This is a genomic window from Bifidobacterium scardovii JCM 12489 = DSM 13734, assembly GCF_001042635.1.
GTDB classification, from domain to species: domain Bacteria; phylum Actinomycetota; class Actinomycetes; order Actinomycetales; family Bifidobacteriaceae; genus Bifidobacterium; species Bifidobacterium scardovii.
The window spans coordinates 1,501,066-1,519,813 of the sequence record NZ_AP012331.1 but is presented as its reverse complement, the minus strand read 5'-3'; the positions used below and the strand labels follow the sequence as shown (position 1 = coordinate 1,519,813).

The window sequence follows — 18,748 nt, the reverse complement described above, 5'->3', positions numbered from 1 at the left end:
TGGCCGAGATTGACGGGGTGGGGTCAGCTCTTCTTGCGCTTGGACATGATGTCCACGGCGACGGCGAGCAGGAGCACCAGGCCCTTAATGGTCTTGACCACCGCGGTGTCGACGCCCATGATCGACAGGCCCTGGTTGATCACGCCCATCACGAACGCGCCGACCACGGCGCCCGGGATGGTGCCGATGCCGCCAGTGACGGCGGTGCCGCCGATGAAGCAGGCGGCGATGGCGTCCATCTCGAACTCCATGCCGGCCTGCGCGGTGGCGGAGGCCAGGCGCGAGAGCATGCAGACCGCGGCGACGGCCGACAGGAAGCCCATGTGCACGAAGAGCGTGAAGTCGACGCGCTTGGTGTTGATGCCAGACAGGATGGCGGCCTTGCGGTTGCCGCCGACCGCGTACACGTGGCGGCCGAACACGGTCTTGGTCAGGATGAAGTTGTACACGAACACGAGCACGCCGACGATGACGAGCATGATCGGGATGCCGCCCTGGTCCGCGTTGCCCGAGGAGGCGAGCAGGTAGGTGACGAACGCAATCACGACCGCGGCGATGACGATCTTGAGGACGGTCAGCGTCATCGGCTCGGGCACCAGGCCGACCTTCTCGACGCGCTTGCGCTTGCGCAGCTGGCTGAAGGCGAACCCGGCGATGCACAGCAGGCCGACGACGATGGTCAGGCCGTCGAAGGGCCCCCAGAACCCGAGGATGCTGGGCACGTAGTCGCGGGCGATGCCGCGGAACGCATTGGAGGTGATCGGCACGGACTCGCCGACGATGACGGTGGCCAGGCCGCGGAAGATGAGCATGCCGGCCAGCGTGGTGATGAAGCCGGGGATGCCGACGTAGGCGACCCAGAAGCCCTGCCACACGCCGATGATCAGGCCGACGACCAGCGAGATGGCCACGGCGAGCATCCAGTTCATGCCCTGGCGTTCCATGAGCAGCGCGCACACGCCGCCGATGAAGGCGACCAGCGAGCCGACGGACAGGTCGATGTGCGTGGCGATGATGACCATCACCATGCCGATGGCGAGGATGATCACGTACGCGTTCTGCTGGATGAGCGAGACGAAGCTGTTCGGTTTGAGCAGCACGCCGCCGGTGAGGACCTCGAACACGGCGACGATGACGAGCAGCGCGCCGACGATGCCGTACTGGCGGGCGTTGTTGGCGATGGTGGCCAGCAGGCCGTTCGCTTCATCCTTCTTCTGTGATGGTGCTGCGGTTGCGGAGCTCATCGTGCAGCCACCTCCCTTTCCTTGGTCATTCCCTTCATCAGGTATTCCTGAGTGAAGCCGTTCTTGTCGACGTTGTCGGTGACGACGCCCTGGCTGACCGTGTAGATGCGGTCGCAGATGCCGATGAGTTCCGGCAGCTCGGACGAGATGACGATCACGGCCTTGCCCGCGTCGGCGAGCTGGTCGATGATCTCGTAGATCTCGAACTTGGCGCCGACGTCGATGCCTCGCGTCGGCTCGTCGAGGATCAGCACGTCCGGGTCGGAGATCACCCATTTGGCGAGCACGACCTTCTGCTGGTTGCCGCCGGAGAGCGTGCCGACGTTCACGTCGATGTCATGGCACTTGATGCGGAAGTCCTTGCGGTACTGCTCGACCTCCTTGCGCTCGACGTTGTCGTCCATGATGCCGCCGCGGCTCATCTTGGTCAGCGAGGCCATCGACGCGTTCTCGCGGATGTTCTGCAGCAGGTTGAGCCCGTAGCCCTTGCGGTCCTCGGTGGCGTACGCCAGGCCGGCGTCGATGGCCGACTGCACGTTGGGCAGCGACACCTTCTTGCCCTTGACGTAGACGTTGCCGGAGATGTTGGACCCGTACGAGTGGCCGAACAGGCTCATCGCCATCTCGGTGCGCCCGGCGCCCATCAGGCCGGCCAGGCCGACGATCTCGCCGGCATGCACGTTGATGTTCGCATGGTCGACGATCACGCGCGTCGGGTCGATCGGATGGTGCACGGTCCAGTTCTCGAGCCTCAGGTACTCCTCGCCCGGCGCGTTGGACGGGTGGTCCGGGTAGAGGTTGGTCAGCTCGCGGCCGACCATCTTGCGGATCAGCTCCTCCTGGTCGAGCGGGGTTTCCGGGGTGACGTACATCTGGCCGACGGTGGAGCCGTCGCGGATGATGGTGACGTTGTCCGCCACGGCGGCGACCTCGTTGAGCTTGTGCGTGATGATGATGCTGGTCACGCCGTGCTCGTCGCGCAGCTGGCGGACCAGTCCGAGCAGGTGCGCGGAATCCTCGTCGTTGAGCGCGGCGGTCGGCTCGTCGAGGATCAGCAGCTTCACGTTCTTGGACAGCGCCTTGGCGATCTCGACGAGCTGCTGCTTGCCGACGCCGATGTCCATGATGCGGGTGTCCGGGTTCTCCGGCAGGCCCACGCGCTCGAGGAGCTTCTTGGCCTCGGCCCTGGTGCGGTTCCAGTCGACGACCCCGCCCGAGGCCCGTTCGTTGCCGATGAAGATGTTCTCCGCGATCGACAGGAAGGGGCTCAGCGCCAGCTCCTGGTGGATGATCACGATGCCGTCGGCCTCGGAATCGTTGATCGTGCGGTACCGGCATTCCTTGCCGTCGAAGGTGATGGTGCCGGAATAGCTGCCGTAGGGGTACACACCGGAAAGGACGTTCATCAGCGTCGATTTGCCGGCGCCGTTCTCCCCGCAGATGGCGTGGATCTCTCCGCGCCCGACCTCGAGATTGACGTCGGTCAGGGCCTTGACCGGCCCGAACGTCTTGGTGATGTTCTCCATGGTCAAAATGGTGTCTGGTGCAGACATGTCATCACTCCTATATGGATGGATGTTGGTTGTGGTCGGTGGCCGCCCGCGCCCGCGCGCCCGTCGCCAGCGCCGCGCCCGCGCGGGCGGCCCCTGCCGTCACTTGGTGGCCGAGGAGACCAGCTGGTCGAATCGGTCCTGCGTGATGTATCCGGCCTTCACCAGATCATCGAGGTTGTCCTTGGTGATGTTCTGCGGGTCGAGCAGCTTGGAGGGCACGTCGATCTTGTTGTTGTTGAAGGTGCCGTTGACGCCGGTGACCTCCTTGCCCTCGGCGATCTCGACGATCATCTCATAGACCGCGTCGGCCAGCTTGTTGACGTCCTTGAACACGGTCTCGCCCTGCTTGTCGGCGGAGATGTTGGTCACGGCGAGCTCCATCGCGTCCTGCCCGGTGATGAACGGCCAGGTCTCGGTGCCGGGCTTCATGTCGGGGCGCTTGGACTCGATGGCGTTGATGATGCCCTGGCTGATGCCGTCGTAGGGGCTGAGCACGGCGTCGAGCTTCTCGCCGTGCGCGTAGGTGGAGTCGAGGATGGACTCCATGTCCTTCTGGGCCTGCTCGGCCTTCCAGGACTGCACGGAGATCTTCTGCCAGTCGTCGACCTTGAAGCCCTTGCTCACGCCGCCGCCGTGGTTGGAGGGGTTGACGAGCACGCCGGACTCGAAGTACGGCTGCAGCAGGTCCCAGGCGCCTTTGAAGAAGTACTTGGCGTTGTTGTCGTCGGGCGAGCCGGTGAACAGCTCGATGTTGAACGGGCCCTTCGCCCCGTTCTTGAGGCCGAGCTTGTCGATGAGGTAGGTGGCCTCGAGCACGCCGGTCTGCTCCAGCTGGAACGTGGCGTAGTAGTCGACGGCGTCGGTGTTCATGATCAGGCGGTCGTAGGCGATGACCTTGGCGCCGGCGTCGCGGGCCTTCTCGACCGCGGGGCCGACGGCGGTGCCGTCCTTGGAAGCGACCACGACGATCTTGGCGCTGTTGTTGACCATGTTCTCGATGTCGGAGTTCTGCTGGGCCGGCTTGTCGTCGGCGAAGGACAGGATGACCTTGTAGCCGGCGTCCTCCAGCTTCTTCTTGAGGTTGTTGCCGTCCTTGTTCCAGCGTTCCTCGGATTTGGTCGGCATCGAGATGCCTATGGTGTCGCCCTTCTCGATCTTCGATCCCTCGCCCGAGGCCTGGCCGGTGCGCCCACCGCCGCAGGCCGCCAGTCCGACGCACATCGCGGCGCCGGCCACCACGGCGACGATCTTGTTGGTGAATTTCATGCGATCTCCTTCTTCATTGAGGAAGTGCGGACTACCCTTCGCCCGCACGGCTCCGGGGACGTTCCCGGAGCCGATGGTTCATCAGCATACTCCATTGCGTTCATTTGTCAAACTCAACATGCAATGAATTTTGGTCTTGTGTTATATACATGAACTTAACAATATTGCCAATATTGCGAAATCCGGCGCGAATTCGGCTGTTGCACTGCATTTCGGGGCCATGACGGGTTATGCTGTTGGGTATGGCAGGAAGATTATTCGGTTCACAGACCTCATTGCGTGAGGCCAACCGCGCGAACCTGCTGGAGTGCATACACCGGTTCGGCGCGATGACCCAGGTCGAACTGGCCGAATCGTCCGGATTGTCGACGGCCACGGTGTCCAATCTCGTGCACCAGCTGGTCGACGAAGGCAAACTCGAGACGCAGAACACCGTGCGCAACGGGCGCAGGGCCACGCTGGTCGCGCTGGCCCGCCAGCAGGGGCTCGGCGTCGGCCTGTCCATCGGCAGGCGCGAGCTGCTGCTGGAGATCATCGACTACTCGAAGTCGGTCATCGCCGAGCACCGGCTGCCGCTGGCGCTCAACCACAAGGCCGACACCACGCTGGAACGTGCGATGGTGCTGATCAACGAGACCCTGAGCAACGTCGGCGCCTCCCCCGACGAGATCGTGGGCATCGGTGTCGCGCTCGCCGCGCCGGTCGACAGCCGCACCCACACGATCGCCGTGCCGGGCATCCTCATGGGGTGGGACGGGCTCGACGTGATCGGCCCGCTGTCGACCGCCTTCCATGTGCCGGTGACGGTCGACAACGACGCCAACGCCTCGGCGCTGTGCGAGTCGCGCATGGGCGCGGCCATGGGCAAGCCCGATTTCGTCTACATCCACACCAATGACGGCACCGGCGCCGGCGTGATGATCAACGGCGAGCTGTGGCGGGGCGTCACCGGCCTCGCCGGCGAGATCGGGCACGTCCAGATCGATCCGCTGGGCAGCATCTGCGCCTGCGGCAACCGTGGCTGCCTCGACACCGTGGTCGACGAGCGGCGGCTCGTCTCCCTGCTGAGCGTCACGCACGGCAACATGACCATGAACGACCTGGTGGCGGAGGCCAACGCCGGCGACCCGGGCTGCCGGCGCGTGGTGTCCGACGCCGCCGTGCGCATCGGCCAGGTGGCGGCCGGGCTGTGCATCGCCGTGGACCCCGAGATCGTGGTGCTCGGCGGCAAGCTGGCGATGACCGGCGGCGTGTTCCTCGAACCGTTTGGCGAGTCGCTGCAGCGCCTGCTGTTCCCGAGCGCGCTGACCCCCATCCAGGTGGTCCCCGCGGCCTATCCGGAGACCTGCGCCGCGCTCGGCGCCGCGCTGATGGCCATCGAGCACGTCGAATCCACCCGTATCTCCCAAGCCGCGTAGAAGGGGCACACGCGATGAGAACAGACACCATACCGTTGCTGGAGCTGCGCGACGTCTCCAAGCGCTTCGGCTTCGTCACCGCACTCAAATCCGTCAGTCTGCGCATCGACGCGCAGGAGGTCGTCGCCGTGGTCGGCGACAACGGCGCAGGCAAATCGACGCTGATGAAGATCGTCGGCGGGCTGCTGCAGCCGGACGGCGGCGAGATCGTGTGGCGAGGCGAGCCGGTCACCGTCTCCAGCGTCCGCGAGGCCGACGCCATCGGCATCGCCTCGGTGTTCCAGGGGCAGGAGTTCTGCGACAACCTCAACGTCTCGGCCAACCTGTTCCTCGGCAAGGAGGAGCATGGCCCCGGCGGCATACGCAACGACGAGGCCATGGACGTCAGGGCCCGCGCCGTGCTCAGGACGCTCAGCTCGTCGATCCGCGTCGGCCAGCCAATCGCCTCGCTGTCGGTCGGCCAGAAGCAGACCGTGGCCATCGCGCGCACGTTGCTCAACGACCCGAAGCTCATCCTGCTCGACGAGCCGACCGCCTCGCTGTCGGTGATGCAGACCGCCGAGGTGCTGTCGTACATCAAGCGCCTGCGCGCCGAAGGGCGCGCCGTGGTGATGGTCTGCCACGACCTGCCCGACGTGTTCGCCGTGTCGGACCGCATCGTGGTGCTGCGCCAGGGGCGCGTCCGCGGCGTGCACCGGACCGACGAGACCAGCTACGAGCAGATCATTGCCGAGATCGCCGGGGTCTCCGACGCCGACGACGGACGCGCGGTGTTCGCCGACAGCCAGACCTACGGCAACATGGCCAAGCAGCGCAAGCTGATCGACCGCACCATGCGGCTGCCGCAGGCGCGCCGCTTCGATCGCTGAGGCATGCGCGAGGCCGGCGAATCGCATATCATAATCGCATATCATGAAGTGACGCACACCGAAGGGACACCATGACATCCACCGAAATCACCGTACTGGTCATCGTCGTCATCGCCAGCATGGCCATCGGCCTGTTCTTCGGGCTGCTGCCGCTGAAGGTCGACCGCATGACCGAGGCACAGAACAAGTACCAGCAGTTCGTCGGCATCATCGGCGTCGGCATGGTGATCGTGCTCATCATGGCCAAGCAGGAGATCGCCTCGTGGGCGACCATCGGCGTGATGATCGCCGGCGTGCTCATCGCGAAGATCCCGGCGGTGCACCGCTGGGGACTGGAACGCTTCCCGTTCTTCGAGCCGAAGAAGCCGCAGTCGCCGCTCAAGCGCGCGACAAGTTCCAAACGTCCCAACGGCGGCAAGTCCCGCAAATCCCGCAAGCGCTAGCCTCCGACCCCCTCGCCGCGGTCAAGCAGCTAGGTGAAGGCATGACTTGGCTCCCCTCCCTGAGGGGAGCCAGACAGGATAGGGTGATGCTCCCGCTGGCGGAAGCTGGATCGCGAAGCGAGACTGAGGGTGGTCAAATGTCTGACGTTGCAGCGTTTTCGACCACCCCCCAGTAGGCTGTGCCGACAGCCCCCGCCAGCGGGGGGGCATGCACGACAGGGCATCCCCACTCTTCTCGAAGAGAGAAACGGCCGAAAAGCTACTCCCCGACCGCGAACAGCGCCTCGACGTTGCGCCAGATGCGGCGGGTCGACGCGGGGCGATTCATCGTGTACAGGTGCACGCCGTCCACGCCGTTCGCCACCAGATCGGTAATCTGCTCGCACGCGTAATTGATGCCCGCGGCGCGCAGCGTCGGCACGTCGTCGCCCCAGCGCTCCAGCATGGACTCGACCGCGCGGGGAATGCGCGTGCGGTTGCGTTCGGCCATCGAGCGCGTGGACTTCGCGCCGGCGACCGGCATGATGCCGGCCTCGATCGGCACGTCGATGCCCGCGGCCCGGGCCTTGTCGAGGAATCGGTAGAAATCCTCGTTGTCGTAGAACAGCTGGGAGATGAGGTGGGTGGCCCCGGCGTCGACCTTGGTCTTCAGGTGCGCGATGTCCTCGTCGAGCGAGGCCGACTGGATGTGGCCTTCGGGGTAGCAGGCGGCGAACACCTTCATGTCGGGCTTGTGCTCGCGGATGTAGGCCACCAGATCGCTCGCGTGCGCGAAGTCCCGGCTCGGCTCCAGACCCTCGATCGGGTCGCCGCGCAGGGCGAGCACCGCGCTCACGCCGGCCTGCTCGAACATGTCGAGCGCCTCGTCGATCTTCGCCTTGTCGGAATACAGGGCGGTCAGATGGGCCACGGCCGGGATGCGGTACTCCTTGCGGATCGTGTTCGCGATGCGCGCGGTGGCGGTGCGGTCGGAATGCGTGCCGTGCCCGTAGGTCACCGAGATGAAATCGGGGCTCAGACCTTCAAGGCCGTCAAGGGTGTCGTAGATCGTGCCGACCGGGGCGTTGCGCTTCGGCGGGAACACTTCCAGCGAGAACATCGGGGAATGCATGAAAGATCCTTTTATTCAATGGGCTCCCCTTTGCGAGGGGAGCCCCAGTAGATGAACCTGCAGATGACCTGCTACTTCGCGAGCTTGGCGCGCACGGCCTTGGCGGCGGCGACCATGTGCTCGAGGCTCGGCCAGGTCTCGGCGTTGCCGCGGGTCTTCAGGCCGCAGTCCGGGTTGATCCAGATCTTCTCGACGTCCATCTTCTTGAGGATCTCGTAGATGCGGTCCTCGATCTCCTGCTCGGAGGGGATGCGCGGCGAGTGGATGTCGTAGACGCCCGGGCCGGCCTCGGTCTCGAAGTTGGCCTCGTGGATGGCGTCGAGCACCACCAGATCGCCGCGGGACGCCTCGAAGGAGATCACGTCGGCGTCCATCGCGTCGATGTCACGGATGATGTCGTTGAACTCCGAGTAGCACATGTGCGTGTGGATCTGCGTGGTCGGCTTGACCGCGGAGTGGACCAGGCGGAACGCCGGCACGGCCCAGTCGAGGTACTTCTTGTGCCAGTCGGTGCGGCGCAGCGGCAGCTTCTCGCGCAGAGCGGCCTCGTCGATCTGGATGACCTTGATGCCGGCGGCCTCGAGGTCGAGCACCTCGTCGCGGATGGCGAGGGCCAGCTGCTGGGTCTGCTGCTCGTGGGTGATGTCCTCGCGCGGCCAGGACCAGTTGAGGATGGTCACCGGGCCGGTGAGCATGCCCTTCATAACGTGGCTGGTACGGCTCTGCGCGTACGCGGACCACTCGACGGTGATCGGGTTGGCGCGGGAAACGTCGCCCCACACGATCGGGGGCTTGACGCAGCGGGTGCCGTAGGACTGCACCCACGCGTTCTTGGTGAACAGGAAGCCGTTGAGGTTCTGGCCGAAGTACTCGACCATGTCGTTGCGCTCGAACTCGCCGTGGACGAGCACGTCGAGGCCGATCTCCTCCTGATGCTTGATGACGGCGTCGATCTGGGCCCTCATGAACTCGTCGTAGGCGTCCTTGGTGATCTCGCCCTTGCGCAGCTTGGCACGCTCGGCGCGGATCTCCCTGGTCTGCGGGAACGAGCCGATCGTGGTGGTCGGCAGCAGCGGCAGGCCGAGGGCCTCGCGCTGCTCCTTCTGGCGCTCGGCGCGGGCCGGCTGGCGCACGAAGTCGGCGTCGGTCAGCTTGGCGATGCGCTCGGCCACGGCTGGATCGGCGGCCACGCGGGTGCCGTCGAACAGTGCCTGGTTGGCGGCCAGTTCGGCGGAGGCCTTCTTGTCGTCCTCGGAGGCGTCGGCCAGCACGGCGATCTCGTGCAGTTCGCCGAGCTTTTCGACGGCGAACGCGAAGTGCTTGAGCACATCCGGGTCGAGGGCGGTCTCGCCCTCGGTGCTGAACGGCACGTGCAGCAGGGAGCTGGCGGTGGAGACGGCCACGTTGGCGGTCTTCTGCTTGAGGGCGTCGACCAGGCCGAGGCTCACCGCGTAGTTGTTGCGCCAGATGTTGCGGCCGTTGACCACGCCGGCGAACAGGGTGGTCGCGGAGTTCACGCCGTACTGCTCCACCGCGGCGAGGTTCTCGTCCTTGCCCTCGTTGAGATCGAGGCCAAGGCCGTCGAAGCCGAGCAGGTTGACGGTCTCGTACACGTCGGCGATGTGGCCGAAGTAGGTGTTGAGCAGCACCTTGACCTGGCCCTTGCGGGCGGGCAGGATCTTGGCGTACAGCGACTTGAACAGCTCGACGTCGCCCGGCTCCTTGTCGAGCACGAGGTACGGCTCGTCGATCTGCACCCAGGATGCGCCCAGCTCGATGAACTTGGCGAGCACCTGTGCGTAGACGGCGGCGACGGCGTTGACCAGGCCCTTGTCGTAGGTCAGTTCCTCGGCCTGGGCGTTGCGGGCGAGCTTGAGGAAGGTGTAGGGGCCGATGAGCACCGGCTTGGTGTCGATGCCCAGCGCCTTGGCCTCGAGGTACTCGTCGAACGGCTTGGTGCCGTTGAGCTTGACGTCGGTGGCCTCGTCGATTTCGGGCACGAGGTAGTGGTAGTTGGTGGTGAACCACTTCTTCATGGGCAGGGCGGTCACGTCGCCCTTGTCGCCCTGATAGCCGCGGGCCATCGCGAACAGCGTCTCCTCCGGGTTGTCGAAGGCGAGGCGCTGGTACCGCTGCGGGATCACGTTGAGCAGGATCGCGGTGTCGAGCATCTGATCATAGTAGCTGAAGTCGTTGCTGGGGATCAGGTCGACGCCGGCGTCGGCCTGCAGCTTCCAGTGCTTGGCTCGCAGCTCCTTGGCGGTGGCGCGCACGTCGTCAAGCGATGCGGCGCCCTTCCAATAGGCTTCGATGATCTTCTTCAGTTCACGGTTCTGGCCGACGCGCGGAAAACCGGAAACGGAAGTCAGTGCAGACATGGTTCCTCCCGAATCTTACAAATGCAACCCGCTCAACCTACCACAGATCGTTGCCGCACGGCACATCAGGCGAACTTGGGTGTCGCTATCAGTTTTTCTTATGGCCCTTATGCGGCCCGTACGGCCCTGCTCGGAGCGGATTCCGCATGTCCGCGTTGCTCCCCATACCCGTTTCCCATGCCCGCATCGTTCCTATGCCCGCAGGCCGGTCTCCCGCCGGATCAGTCGAAATCCTTCGGGTTCACCACCGCGAGCAGTTCGCCGTCATGGATCTGCCACTCGCTGAACGGCTTGCTCGAACCGAATATCGCGATCGAGGCGGTCGACATGCCCAGGTTGAGCAGGTCGAGCATCGCCGGTTCGGAATCGGCGGAGGCGATCCACTGGCTGGCGATCGACACGGTCGGCTCATGGCCGATCACCAGCAGCGTGCGCATCTTGCTCTTGGTGTGGGCGAGCTCGTCGAGCACCGACTGCACTCCCCCGTCGTACAGGCTCTGCCGGTAGTCGACGACCGGTACGTCGCCGAAGCTCTTGAGCATCCTCGCGCAGGTCTGCTGGGTGCGCAGCGCGGCCGAGCACGCGATGCGATCGGGGACGAGCTTCAGGACGAGCAGCCCCTTCGCGACGGCCTTCGCCTGCTTGAGGCCCTTGTCCGACAACGGACGTTCGCGGTCCCCGCCCTCGCTGGACGGTTCAGCCTTCGCGTGCCTCATGATGATGAGGATATGATCGTATGACTTCGCCTTCTTGGCGACCTTGCCCAACTTGATGCCCATACCACACCTTTCCCTCACTACGCAGAAAGTCCACCCCATTGTTGCAGATGAAAGTGAACTTCCTGCCGTGTGTCGCGCGTCTTCATGTCGAATTTCGCCGAAATTCACCGAATACGGCGACCGTGCGGGGCTCGGCCAGCCGCCCGGCCGTTCAGAGCGCGGCGACCTGGGCGTCGAGGTCGCGCAGCACCTTGCGCAGCTTGCGGTCGGAGATGTCGCGCAGCTCGAGATCCTCCAGCTGCGCGGCGCGTTCCTCATCGCTCATCCGGTCGATGTCGGTGGTGGTGTCCTTGGTGACGCGGTCGCGCTTCTTCAGCGCCGCGAATCCGTCGGCCATCGCGCGCGAGACGACCAGGAAGCCGGTGTGCCCGATCATCTGGTGGTCGGGGCGCACGGCCAGCCCCTGCACCTTCCAGCTGCGCTCCAGCGTCTCCTGGATCTCCGGTTCGGTCCAGCAGCCGGCGGCGCGCAGGGCTTCGGCCAGGCGGGACAGCTGCGTGGTGGTGGTGACGTAGGCGATGAGCACGCCGCCGGGGGCGATCACGCGATGCGCCTGCTCGAGCCGGTTCCATGGGTCGAGCATGTCGAGCATGATCCGGTCGAACGCATGCTCGTCCAACGTTGCCGCGACCGAATCGAAGTCGCCGACCTTGATGTCCCACCACACGGGGCGTTCGCCGTAGTACAGCGTGCCGTTCGCCTCGGCGACGCGCGCGAAGTCGGGACGCATCTCGATGGTGGTCAGATGGCCGGACTCCCCTACCGCATCGAGCAGATTGAGGCTCATCGCCCCCGACCCGGCGCCGGATTCGAGCACGCTCATGCCGGAGCGGATATCGCCGAGCTGGATGACCTGCGCGATGTCCTTCGGGTACATGATCTGCGCGCCGCGCGGCATCGACAGCACGTAGTCGGCCAGACGCGGGCGCATGACCGCATACTGCCATCCGCCGATCGCGCGCGTCGCCTTCCACGGCTTGGTCCGGTCGCGTTCCGGATGGTCCGCGTTCACCTGCGCCTCGCGCTTGGCGGTGACGGTGGTGACGACTACGCCCTCGGTGCCGCCGATCACATCGTCGTGCAGGATCAGCCCGTGCTCGGTCTGCGTCGTTCCCCCAACGACCAGCTGATCGGTGATCCTCTTGCCCTTGCGATCGGTGAACTGCACCTTCTCGCCGGCATTGAGCGGCCCACGCCTCGATGTCATAACGGCTCCCTGTCCTTGTCGTCCTTATCCATGGGCCTTCCGTCAAATCAGCCCATGCACCATGCAATAACCGTACAAAGTCTAATGCATCCCCCCTGCATAACGGGCCGATCGGACTATTGGGGTGGAGAGCCGGCAGTCAAGACGCATGCCCCCCTGCATGACGGGCTGCTCGGTTTCGTCGTCGGATGCTTGCCGTGGTGGTTGTTCGTGTTCGGTGTGTGGCGGTCTGGTCCCGTTGCCGTTGCCCGTTGGGTTTCCGCCCCGTCCGGCCGGTATCGGCGCCGTGCGCGTGGTGTGTGGTGCGCGCGGTGTGTGGTATGTGTGTTCGTGCCCCCGCTGGCGGGGGCTGGCGGCGCAGCCGCCTGGGGGTGGTCCCACGCCGCCCGCCGCGCCTACGCTGTTTTCGGCTCCCCTCTTGGAGGGGAGCCGGCCGCGAAGCGGCCTGAGGGGAGAAGGACCCCCACACGGGAGAGGATCCGGGCGCATGGGCTCGCATACGCGAAAAGCCCCGACACCAAGTGGTATCGGGGCTTTTCTTACGTGTGATGCGGCGGTGTGCTACTCTCCCACACCCTGTCGAGTGCAGTACCATCGCCGTGCCAGGCCTTAGCTTCCGGGTTCGGAATGGGACCGGGCGTCTCACCTGGGCCATGACCGCCGCAAATCTTCAATTCTCACGGCCATCCTGTAAGGGATGCCGGTCTTGTGGTGGTTCGGGAACCGGATAGTGGACGCGAGTTCCATGACTTGTGTTTGACCGCAAGTGACGTAGTGTTCCTTGCCATCAATCGTTTCCCGCAATAAAGACTCATCGAACCCCCGCAAGGGGGGTTTGCGTGATTGCCTTTCGTCCGTTAGTACCGGTCAGCTCCACCCCTCGCGGGGCTTCCACGTCCGGCCTATCAACCACGTGTTCTGCATGGGGACTACAGGCACTCGAGGGTGCCACGGAATCCTGATCTTGGAGGAGGCTTCCCGCTTAGATGCTTTCAGCGGTTATCCCTTCCGAACGTAGCCAACCGGCCGCGCCACTGGCGTGACGACCGGCATACCAGAGGTTCGTCCACCCAGGTCCTCTCGTACTATGGGCAGGTCTCCTCAAGATTCCAACGAGCGCAGAGGATAGAGACCAAACTGTCTCACGACGTTCTGAACCCAGCTCGCGTGCCGCTTTAATCGGCGAACAGCCGAACCCTTGGGACCTGCTCCAGCCCCAGGATGCGACGAGCCGACATCGAGGTGCCAAACCATCCCGTCGATATGGACTCTTGGGAATGATCAGCCTGTTATCCCCGGGGTACCTTTTATCCGTTGAGCGATGCCGCGCCCGTGCGCCGGCACCGGATCACTATCTCCGACTTTCGTCCCTGCTCGACCCGTCGGTCTCGCAGTCAAGCTCCCTTGTGCGATTACACTCAACACCCGATTGCCAACCGGGCTGAGGGAACCTTTGAGCGCCTCCGTTACTCTTTGGGAGGCAACCGCCCCAGTTAAACTACCCGCCAGGCACTGTCCCTGACCAGGATGACTGGTCGAGGTGAGACATCAAACGAGAACAGAGCGGTATTTCACCTTGCGGCTCCACGGATGCTGGCGCACCCGCTTCGAAGCCTCCCGCCTATGCTACACAATCCGCGCCTAATGCCAATACCAAGGTATAGTAAAGGTCCCGGGGTCTTTTCGTCCTTCTGCGCTTAACGAGCATCTTTACTCGTACTGCAATTTCGCCGAGCTCCTGGTCGAGACAGTGGGGAAGTCGTTACGCCATTCGTGCAGGTCGGAACTTACCCGACAAGGAATTTCGCTACCTTAGGATGGTTATAGTTACCACCGCCGTTTACCGGGGCTTGAATTCACCGCTTCACCCCAACAAAGGGGCTGACGGATCCTCTTAACCTTCCGGCACCGGGCAGGCGTCAGAGCGTATACAGCGGCTTGCGCCTTCGCACGCTCCTGTGTTTTTGGTAAACAGTCGCTACCCCCTGGTCTGTGCCACCCCCAACAGCTCCCCGGGCAAGCCGGTTCACCATCAGGGGCCTCCCTTATACCGAAGGCACGGGAGTAATTTGCCGAGTTCCTTGACCAGGATTCGCTCGATCGCTTTGGTATTCTCTACCTGACCACCAGTGTCGGTTTGGGGTACGGGCGGCACAAGCCCTCACGCCGAAGCTTTTCTCGGCAGCATGGGATCACCGGATTCGCGCCCAACGGCGCCCATCATCGCACCTCACCCTCGCGCCCCCCGGATTTGCCTGGGGGACGGGCCGCGTGCTTGACCACGGAAAACCACCTCCGCGGCCGGCTACCCTCCTGCGTCACTCCTGCGCTGACCTACTACAAGGACCGGTCCCAACACCACCACGCATCCCCCTCCCGAAGGAAAGGTAAGCCCGGGGGCGGAGGTTAGTACTCCAAGCCTCGGTTTTGCCGGTCTCATGCCGGTACGGGAATATCAACCCGTTCATCCATTCGACTACGCCTGTCGGCCTCGCCTTAGGACCCGACTCACCCGGGGACGACGAACGTGGCCCCGGAACCCTTGGTCATCCAGCGGCGGGGATCCTCACCCCGCTTTCGCTACTCATGTCTGCATTCTCACTCCCGCCAAGTCCACGGCCGGCTTGCGCCGCCGCTTCGCCCCTGACAGGACGCTCTCCTACCCAGCACGCCAAAGGCATGCTGCCGCGTCTTCGGTGGTGTGCTTGAGCCCCGCTACATTGTCGGCGCGGAACCACTAGACCAGTGAGCTGTTACGCACTCTTTCAAGGATGGCTGCTTCTGAGCCAACCTCCTGGCTGTCTATGCGACTCCACATCCTTTCCCACTTAGCACACGCTTGGGGACCTTAGACGACGATCTGGGCTGTTTCCCTTTCGACGACGGAGCTTATCCCCCGCCGACTCACTGCCGGGATACGCATCACGGGTATTCGGAGTTTGGTTGCTGTTGGTACCCAGTACGGGCCCGCAAGCATCCAGTAGCTCTACCCCCCGGATGTAATGAATCCGACGCTGCACCTAAATGCATTTCGGAGAGAACCAGCTATCACGGAATTTGATTGGCCTTTCACCCCTAACCCCAAGTCATCCCCCCGGTTTTCAACCCAGGTGGGTCCGGTCCTCCACGCGGTCTTACCCGCGCTTCAACCTGCTCAGGGCTAGATCATCCCGCTTCGGGTCCAGGACACGCGACTCAAAACGCCTTTTAAGACTCGCTTTCGCTACGCGTACCCCACACGGGTTACGCTCGCCACATGCCACTGACTCGCAGACTCATTTTTCGATAGGCACGCCGTCACCCCGAAAGGCTCCGACGGTTTGTAGGCGCACGGTTTCAGGAACTGTTTCACTCCCCTCCCGGGGTGCTTTTCACCTTTCCCTCACGGTACTAGTACGCTATCGGTCGGACAGGAATATTTAGGCTTACCCAACGGTCTGGGCGGATTCACGCGGGATTCCACGAGGCCCGCGCTACTTGGGAAAAACGACCGGCAGACCATGCGCGTACGGCTACGGGGCCATCACCCTCTGCGGCCCGGCATCCAATCCGGTTCGCCTCGCACACGGTTTTATCACTGCCGCCAAGCCCGCCGGAGGCTCGGACGCATTCTCCCACAACACCACGCGCGCAACGGCCGGCGCCTATCACACGCGCGTGGTTTGGCCTGATCCGCTTTCGCTCGCCACTACTCACGGAATATCCTTTCCTGCAGGTACTGAGATGTTTCACTTCCCTGCGTACCCCCCGGCCAAAGCCGGTGACCACCCATGACGGTGGCCGGGTTCCCCCATTCGGAAATCCTCGGATCAAAGCCCGCTCGACGGCTCCCCGAGGCTTATCGCAGCCCGCTACGTCCTTCATCGGTCCTGTCCGCCAAGGCATCCACCACACGCCCTTGCAAGCAACCCAACACGGATCAACCCGCAACAAGCCCACGGCGAAAAACGCTGACGACAAATCATCACACTAAACGATCACAAAACGATCAAACAAAAACCCACGACCAGCAACAACAAGAAGCCGGCCGGAGTCATTGAAATCACAGAACAGGAAAACACCAACAACGGCGTTCTCCCGCTCGCGTCCACTATCCAGTTCTCAAACCACCACGCACCCGCCGAACCAACCGCACGCGAACCAACGCGCCGGCGATCCCGCGGGGCCGACAGACCGCGCCGGGAAACCAATCCCGGGGTGGCGGTCCGGGAACCCAAAAGCATGCCCGCACCACCCCACGGGCCACCCCACGACGGGCGGACCCACAAGCCAACGACCATCTTCCACACCAGCAACCCCCGACCGGCCGGACCATCCGGCCCCGGGGGCACACACCGTCGGACAAACATCCGACCGAATTCTCCGTAGAAAGGAGGTGATCCAGCCGCACCTTCCGGTACGGCTACCTTGTTACGACTTAGTCCCAATCACGAGCCTCACCTTAGACGGCTCCACCCCTCACGGGTTAGGCCACCGGCTTCGGGTGCTGCCCACTTTCATGACTTGACGGGCGGTGTGTACAAGGCCCGGGAACGCATTCACCGCGACGTTGCTGATTCGCGATTACTAGCGACTCCGCCTTCATGGAGTCGGGTTGCAGACTCCAATCCGAACTGAGACCGGTTTTCAGGGATCCGCTCCATGTCGCCATGTCGCATCCCGTTGTACCGGCCATTGTAGCATGCGTGAAGCCCTGGACGTAAGGGGCATGATGATCTGACGTCATCCCCACCTTCCTCCGAGTTAACCCCGGCGGTCCCCCGTGAGTTCCCATCCAAAATGCTGGCAACACGGGGCGAGGGTTGCGCTCGTTGCGGGACTTAACCCAACATCTCACGACACGAGCTGACGACGACCATGCACCACCTGTGAACCCGCCCCGAAGGGAAGCCCCATCTCTGGGGCCGTCGGGAACATGTCAAGCCCAGGTAAGGTTCTTCGCGTTGCATCGAATTAATCCGCATGCTCCGCCGCTTGTGCGGGCCCCCGTCAATTTCTTTGAGTTTTAGCCTTGCGGCCGTACTCCCCAGGCGGGACGCTTAACGCGTTAGCTCCGACACGGAACCCGTGGAATGGGCCCCACATCCAGCGTCCACCGTTTACGGCGTGGACTACCAGGGTATCTAATCCTGTTCGCTCCCCACGCTTTCGCTCCTCAGCGTCAGTAACGGCCCAGAGACCTGCCTTCGCCATTGGTGTTCTTCCCGATATCTACACATTCCACCGTTACACCGGGAATTCCAGTCTCCCCTACCGCACTCCAGCCCGCCCGTACCCGGCGCAGATCCACCGTTAAGCGATGGACTTTCACACCAGACGCGACGAACCGCCTACGAGCCCTTTACGCCCAATAATTCCGGATAACGCTTGCACCCTACGTATTACCGCGGCTGCTGGCACGTAGTTAGCCGGTGCTTATTCAACAGGTACACTCAACCGAAGCCTTGCTCCCTGCTAAAAGAGGTTTACAACCCGAAGGCCTCCATCCCTCACGCGGCGTCGCTGCATCAGGCTTGCGCCCATTGTGCAATATTCCCCACTGCTGCCTCCCGTAGGAGTCTGGGCCGTATCTCAGTCCCAATGTGGCCGGTCGCCCTCTCAGGCCGGCTACCCGTCGAAGCCACGGTAGGCCATCACCCCACCGTCAAGCTGATAGGACGCGACCCCATCCCACGCCGATAAATCTTTCCCAACACGCCATGCAGCATGCTGGACCATCCGGCATTACCACCCGTTTCCAGGAGCTATTCCGGAGCATGGGGCAGGTCGGTCACGCATTACTCACCCGTTCGCCACTCTCACCAACCAGCAAGCTGGCCGGATCCCGTTCGACTTGCATGTGTTAAGCACGCCGCCAGCGTTCATCCTGAGCCAGAATCGAACCCTCCACAAAAAAACATGAAAAGCATCCGAAAGATGACTCACAAACTATTTTCCAAAAAAGAAAATGACAGAAGAATCCTATAAGGAAGGATCCTCACACTAAAAACCTCACTCCAATTCAACCCCTCCCAGGGAACCCCACCACAAGGCAAGGCTTGGAATGAACTGGCAATCATTGACTATAAAGAAGTAGTACAAACACACTCTTGAGTTCTCAAACCACCACCACGTCCAGCAGGCAGCCAACCAAGAGAAGGAAGCCCGCCGCGCTGAGCGGCAACAGATGGATAATCTACACGAACACACCCATCCACGCAAACCAGGCATGACAAAAACACGCCAAATCACTGCAACGACGGCGTTCCATCGGCGTGTCGAAAATCTCCAAAACTACGCCCTTCATCATCACAATACGCCCGAATCGACGCAAACAAATGGTGATTGATCATCTTTCACCGCGTGTCGCACGACAATTCACCCGTCATTCATCCCCGCCCCCATATACATAAGCTCCGCACAGATCCCCACCGGCATACGGCCGTCACAGTCACAGCAAACAACCGGATGCCAGCCACGGGATCGCATCGGTGTGGCGGG

10 protein-coding genes and 3 rRNA genes are annotated in these 18,748 nt (G+C 63.2%); 3 read left to right on the top strand and 10 right to left on the bottom strand.

Annotation, left to right across the window (positions count from 1 at the left end):
- Positions 1 to 23 precede the first annotated feature (23 nt).
- The 3 genes from mmsB to BBSC_RS06235 form a co-directional block, all read right to left on the bottom strand.
- Entirely contained in the window at positions 24 to 1,244 is a 1,221-nt protein-coding gene (gene mmsB, locus BBSC_RS06245; RefSeq protein WP_033519008.1) for a multiple monosaccharide ABC transporter permease, read from the bottom strand.
- Entirely contained in the window at positions 1,241 to 2,797 is a 1,557-nt protein-coding gene (locus BBSC_RS06240) for a sugar ABC transporter ATP-binding protein (RefSeq protein ID WP_033519007.1), read from the bottom strand. The genes mmsB and BBSC_RS06240 overlap by 4 nt, the downstream gene beginning before the upstream one ends.
- 99 nt (positions 2,798 to 2,896) lie before the next feature.
- Positions 2,897 to 4,063 (bottom strand): substrate-binding domain-containing protein, encoded by a 1,167-nt coding sequence (locus BBSC_RS06235; RefSeq protein ID WP_033519006.1) that lies wholly within the window; start codon positions 4,061 to 4,063, stop codon positions 2,897 to 2,899.
- A gap of 242 nt (positions 4,064 to 4,305) precedes the next feature.
- Here BBSC_RS06235 and BBSC_RS06230 point away from each other — a divergent pair, with 242 nt between their 5' ends.
- The 3 genes from BBSC_RS06230 to BBSC_RS06220 all read left to right on the top strand — a co-directional run bounded on the left by BBSC_RS06230 (position 4,306) and on the right by BBSC_RS06220 (position 6,793).
- Entirely contained in the window at positions 4,306 to 5,481 is a 1,176-nt protein-coding gene (locus BBSC_RS06230) for an ROK family transcriptional regulator (RefSeq protein ID WP_033519035.1), read from the top strand.
- A 14-nt stretch (positions 5,482 to 5,495) separates the two neighbouring features.
- Positions 5,496 to 6,350 (top strand): ATP-binding cassette domain-containing protein, encoded by an 855-nt coding sequence (locus tag BBSC_RS06225; RefSeq protein WP_033519005.1) that lies wholly within the window; start codon positions 5,496 to 5,498, stop codon positions 6,348 to 6,350.
- A 71-nt stretch (positions 6,351 to 6,421) separates the two neighbouring features.
- Positions 6,422 to 6,793: a hypothetical protein gene (locus BBSC_RS06220; protein WP_033519004.1), complete on the top strand. Its 372-nt coding sequence runs from the start codon at positions 6,422 to 6,424 to the stop codon at positions 6,791 to 6,793.
- 259 nt (positions 6,794 to 7,052) lie between these two features.
- On the opposite strand, the gene metF is transcribed toward BBSC_RS06220, so the two are convergent.
- The 7 genes from metF to BBSC_RS06185 form a co-directional block, all read right to left on the bottom strand.
- The gene (gene metF / locus BBSC_RS06215) at positions 7,053 to 7,904 is read right to left on the bottom strand and encodes a methylenetetrahydrofolate reductase [NAD(P)H] (protein ID WP_033519003.1); all 852 of its coding nucleotides are present in this window, start codon (positions 7,902 to 7,904) and stop codon (positions 7,053 to 7,055) included.
- 71 nt (positions 7,905 to 7,975) lie between these two features.
- Positions 7,976 to 10,282: a 5-methyltetrahydropteroyltriglutamate--homocysteine S-methyltransferase gene (metE, locus tag BBSC_RS06210; RefSeq protein WP_033519002.1), complete on the bottom strand. Its 2,307-nt coding sequence runs from the start codon at positions 10,280 to 10,282 to the stop codon at positions 7,976 to 7,978.
- A gap of 221 nt (positions 10,283 to 10,503) precedes the next feature.
- Positions 10,504 to 11,061, bottom strand: a complete 558-nt coding sequence (locus BBSC_RS06205) for a SixA phosphatase family protein (RefSeq protein ID WP_033519001.1) — start codon at positions 11,059 to 11,061, stop codon at positions 10,504 to 10,506.
- Positions 11,062 to 11,212: 151 nt separating this feature from the next.
- Complete coding sequence (locus BBSC_RS06200) at positions 11,213 to 12,268, bottom strand: tRNA (adenine-N1)-methyltransferase (protein ID WP_033519000.1); 1,056 nt, start codon at positions 12,266 to 12,268, stop codon at positions 11,213 to 11,215.
- 548 nt (positions 12,269 to 12,816) lie between these two features.
- Positions 12,817 to 12,933, bottom strand: a 5S ribosomal RNA gene (rrf, locus tag BBSC_RS06195).
- 172 nt (positions 12,934 to 13,105) lie between these two features.
- Positions 13,106 to 16,180, bottom strand: a 23S ribosomal RNA gene (locus BBSC_RS06190).
- A 456-nt stretch (positions 16,181 to 16,636) separates the two neighbouring features.
- Positions 16,637 to 18,161, bottom strand: a 16S ribosomal RNA gene (locus BBSC_RS06185).
- The 16S, 23S and 5S rRNA genes sit together here, the layout of an rRNA operon.
- Positions 18,162 to 18,748 lie beyond the last annotated feature (587 nt).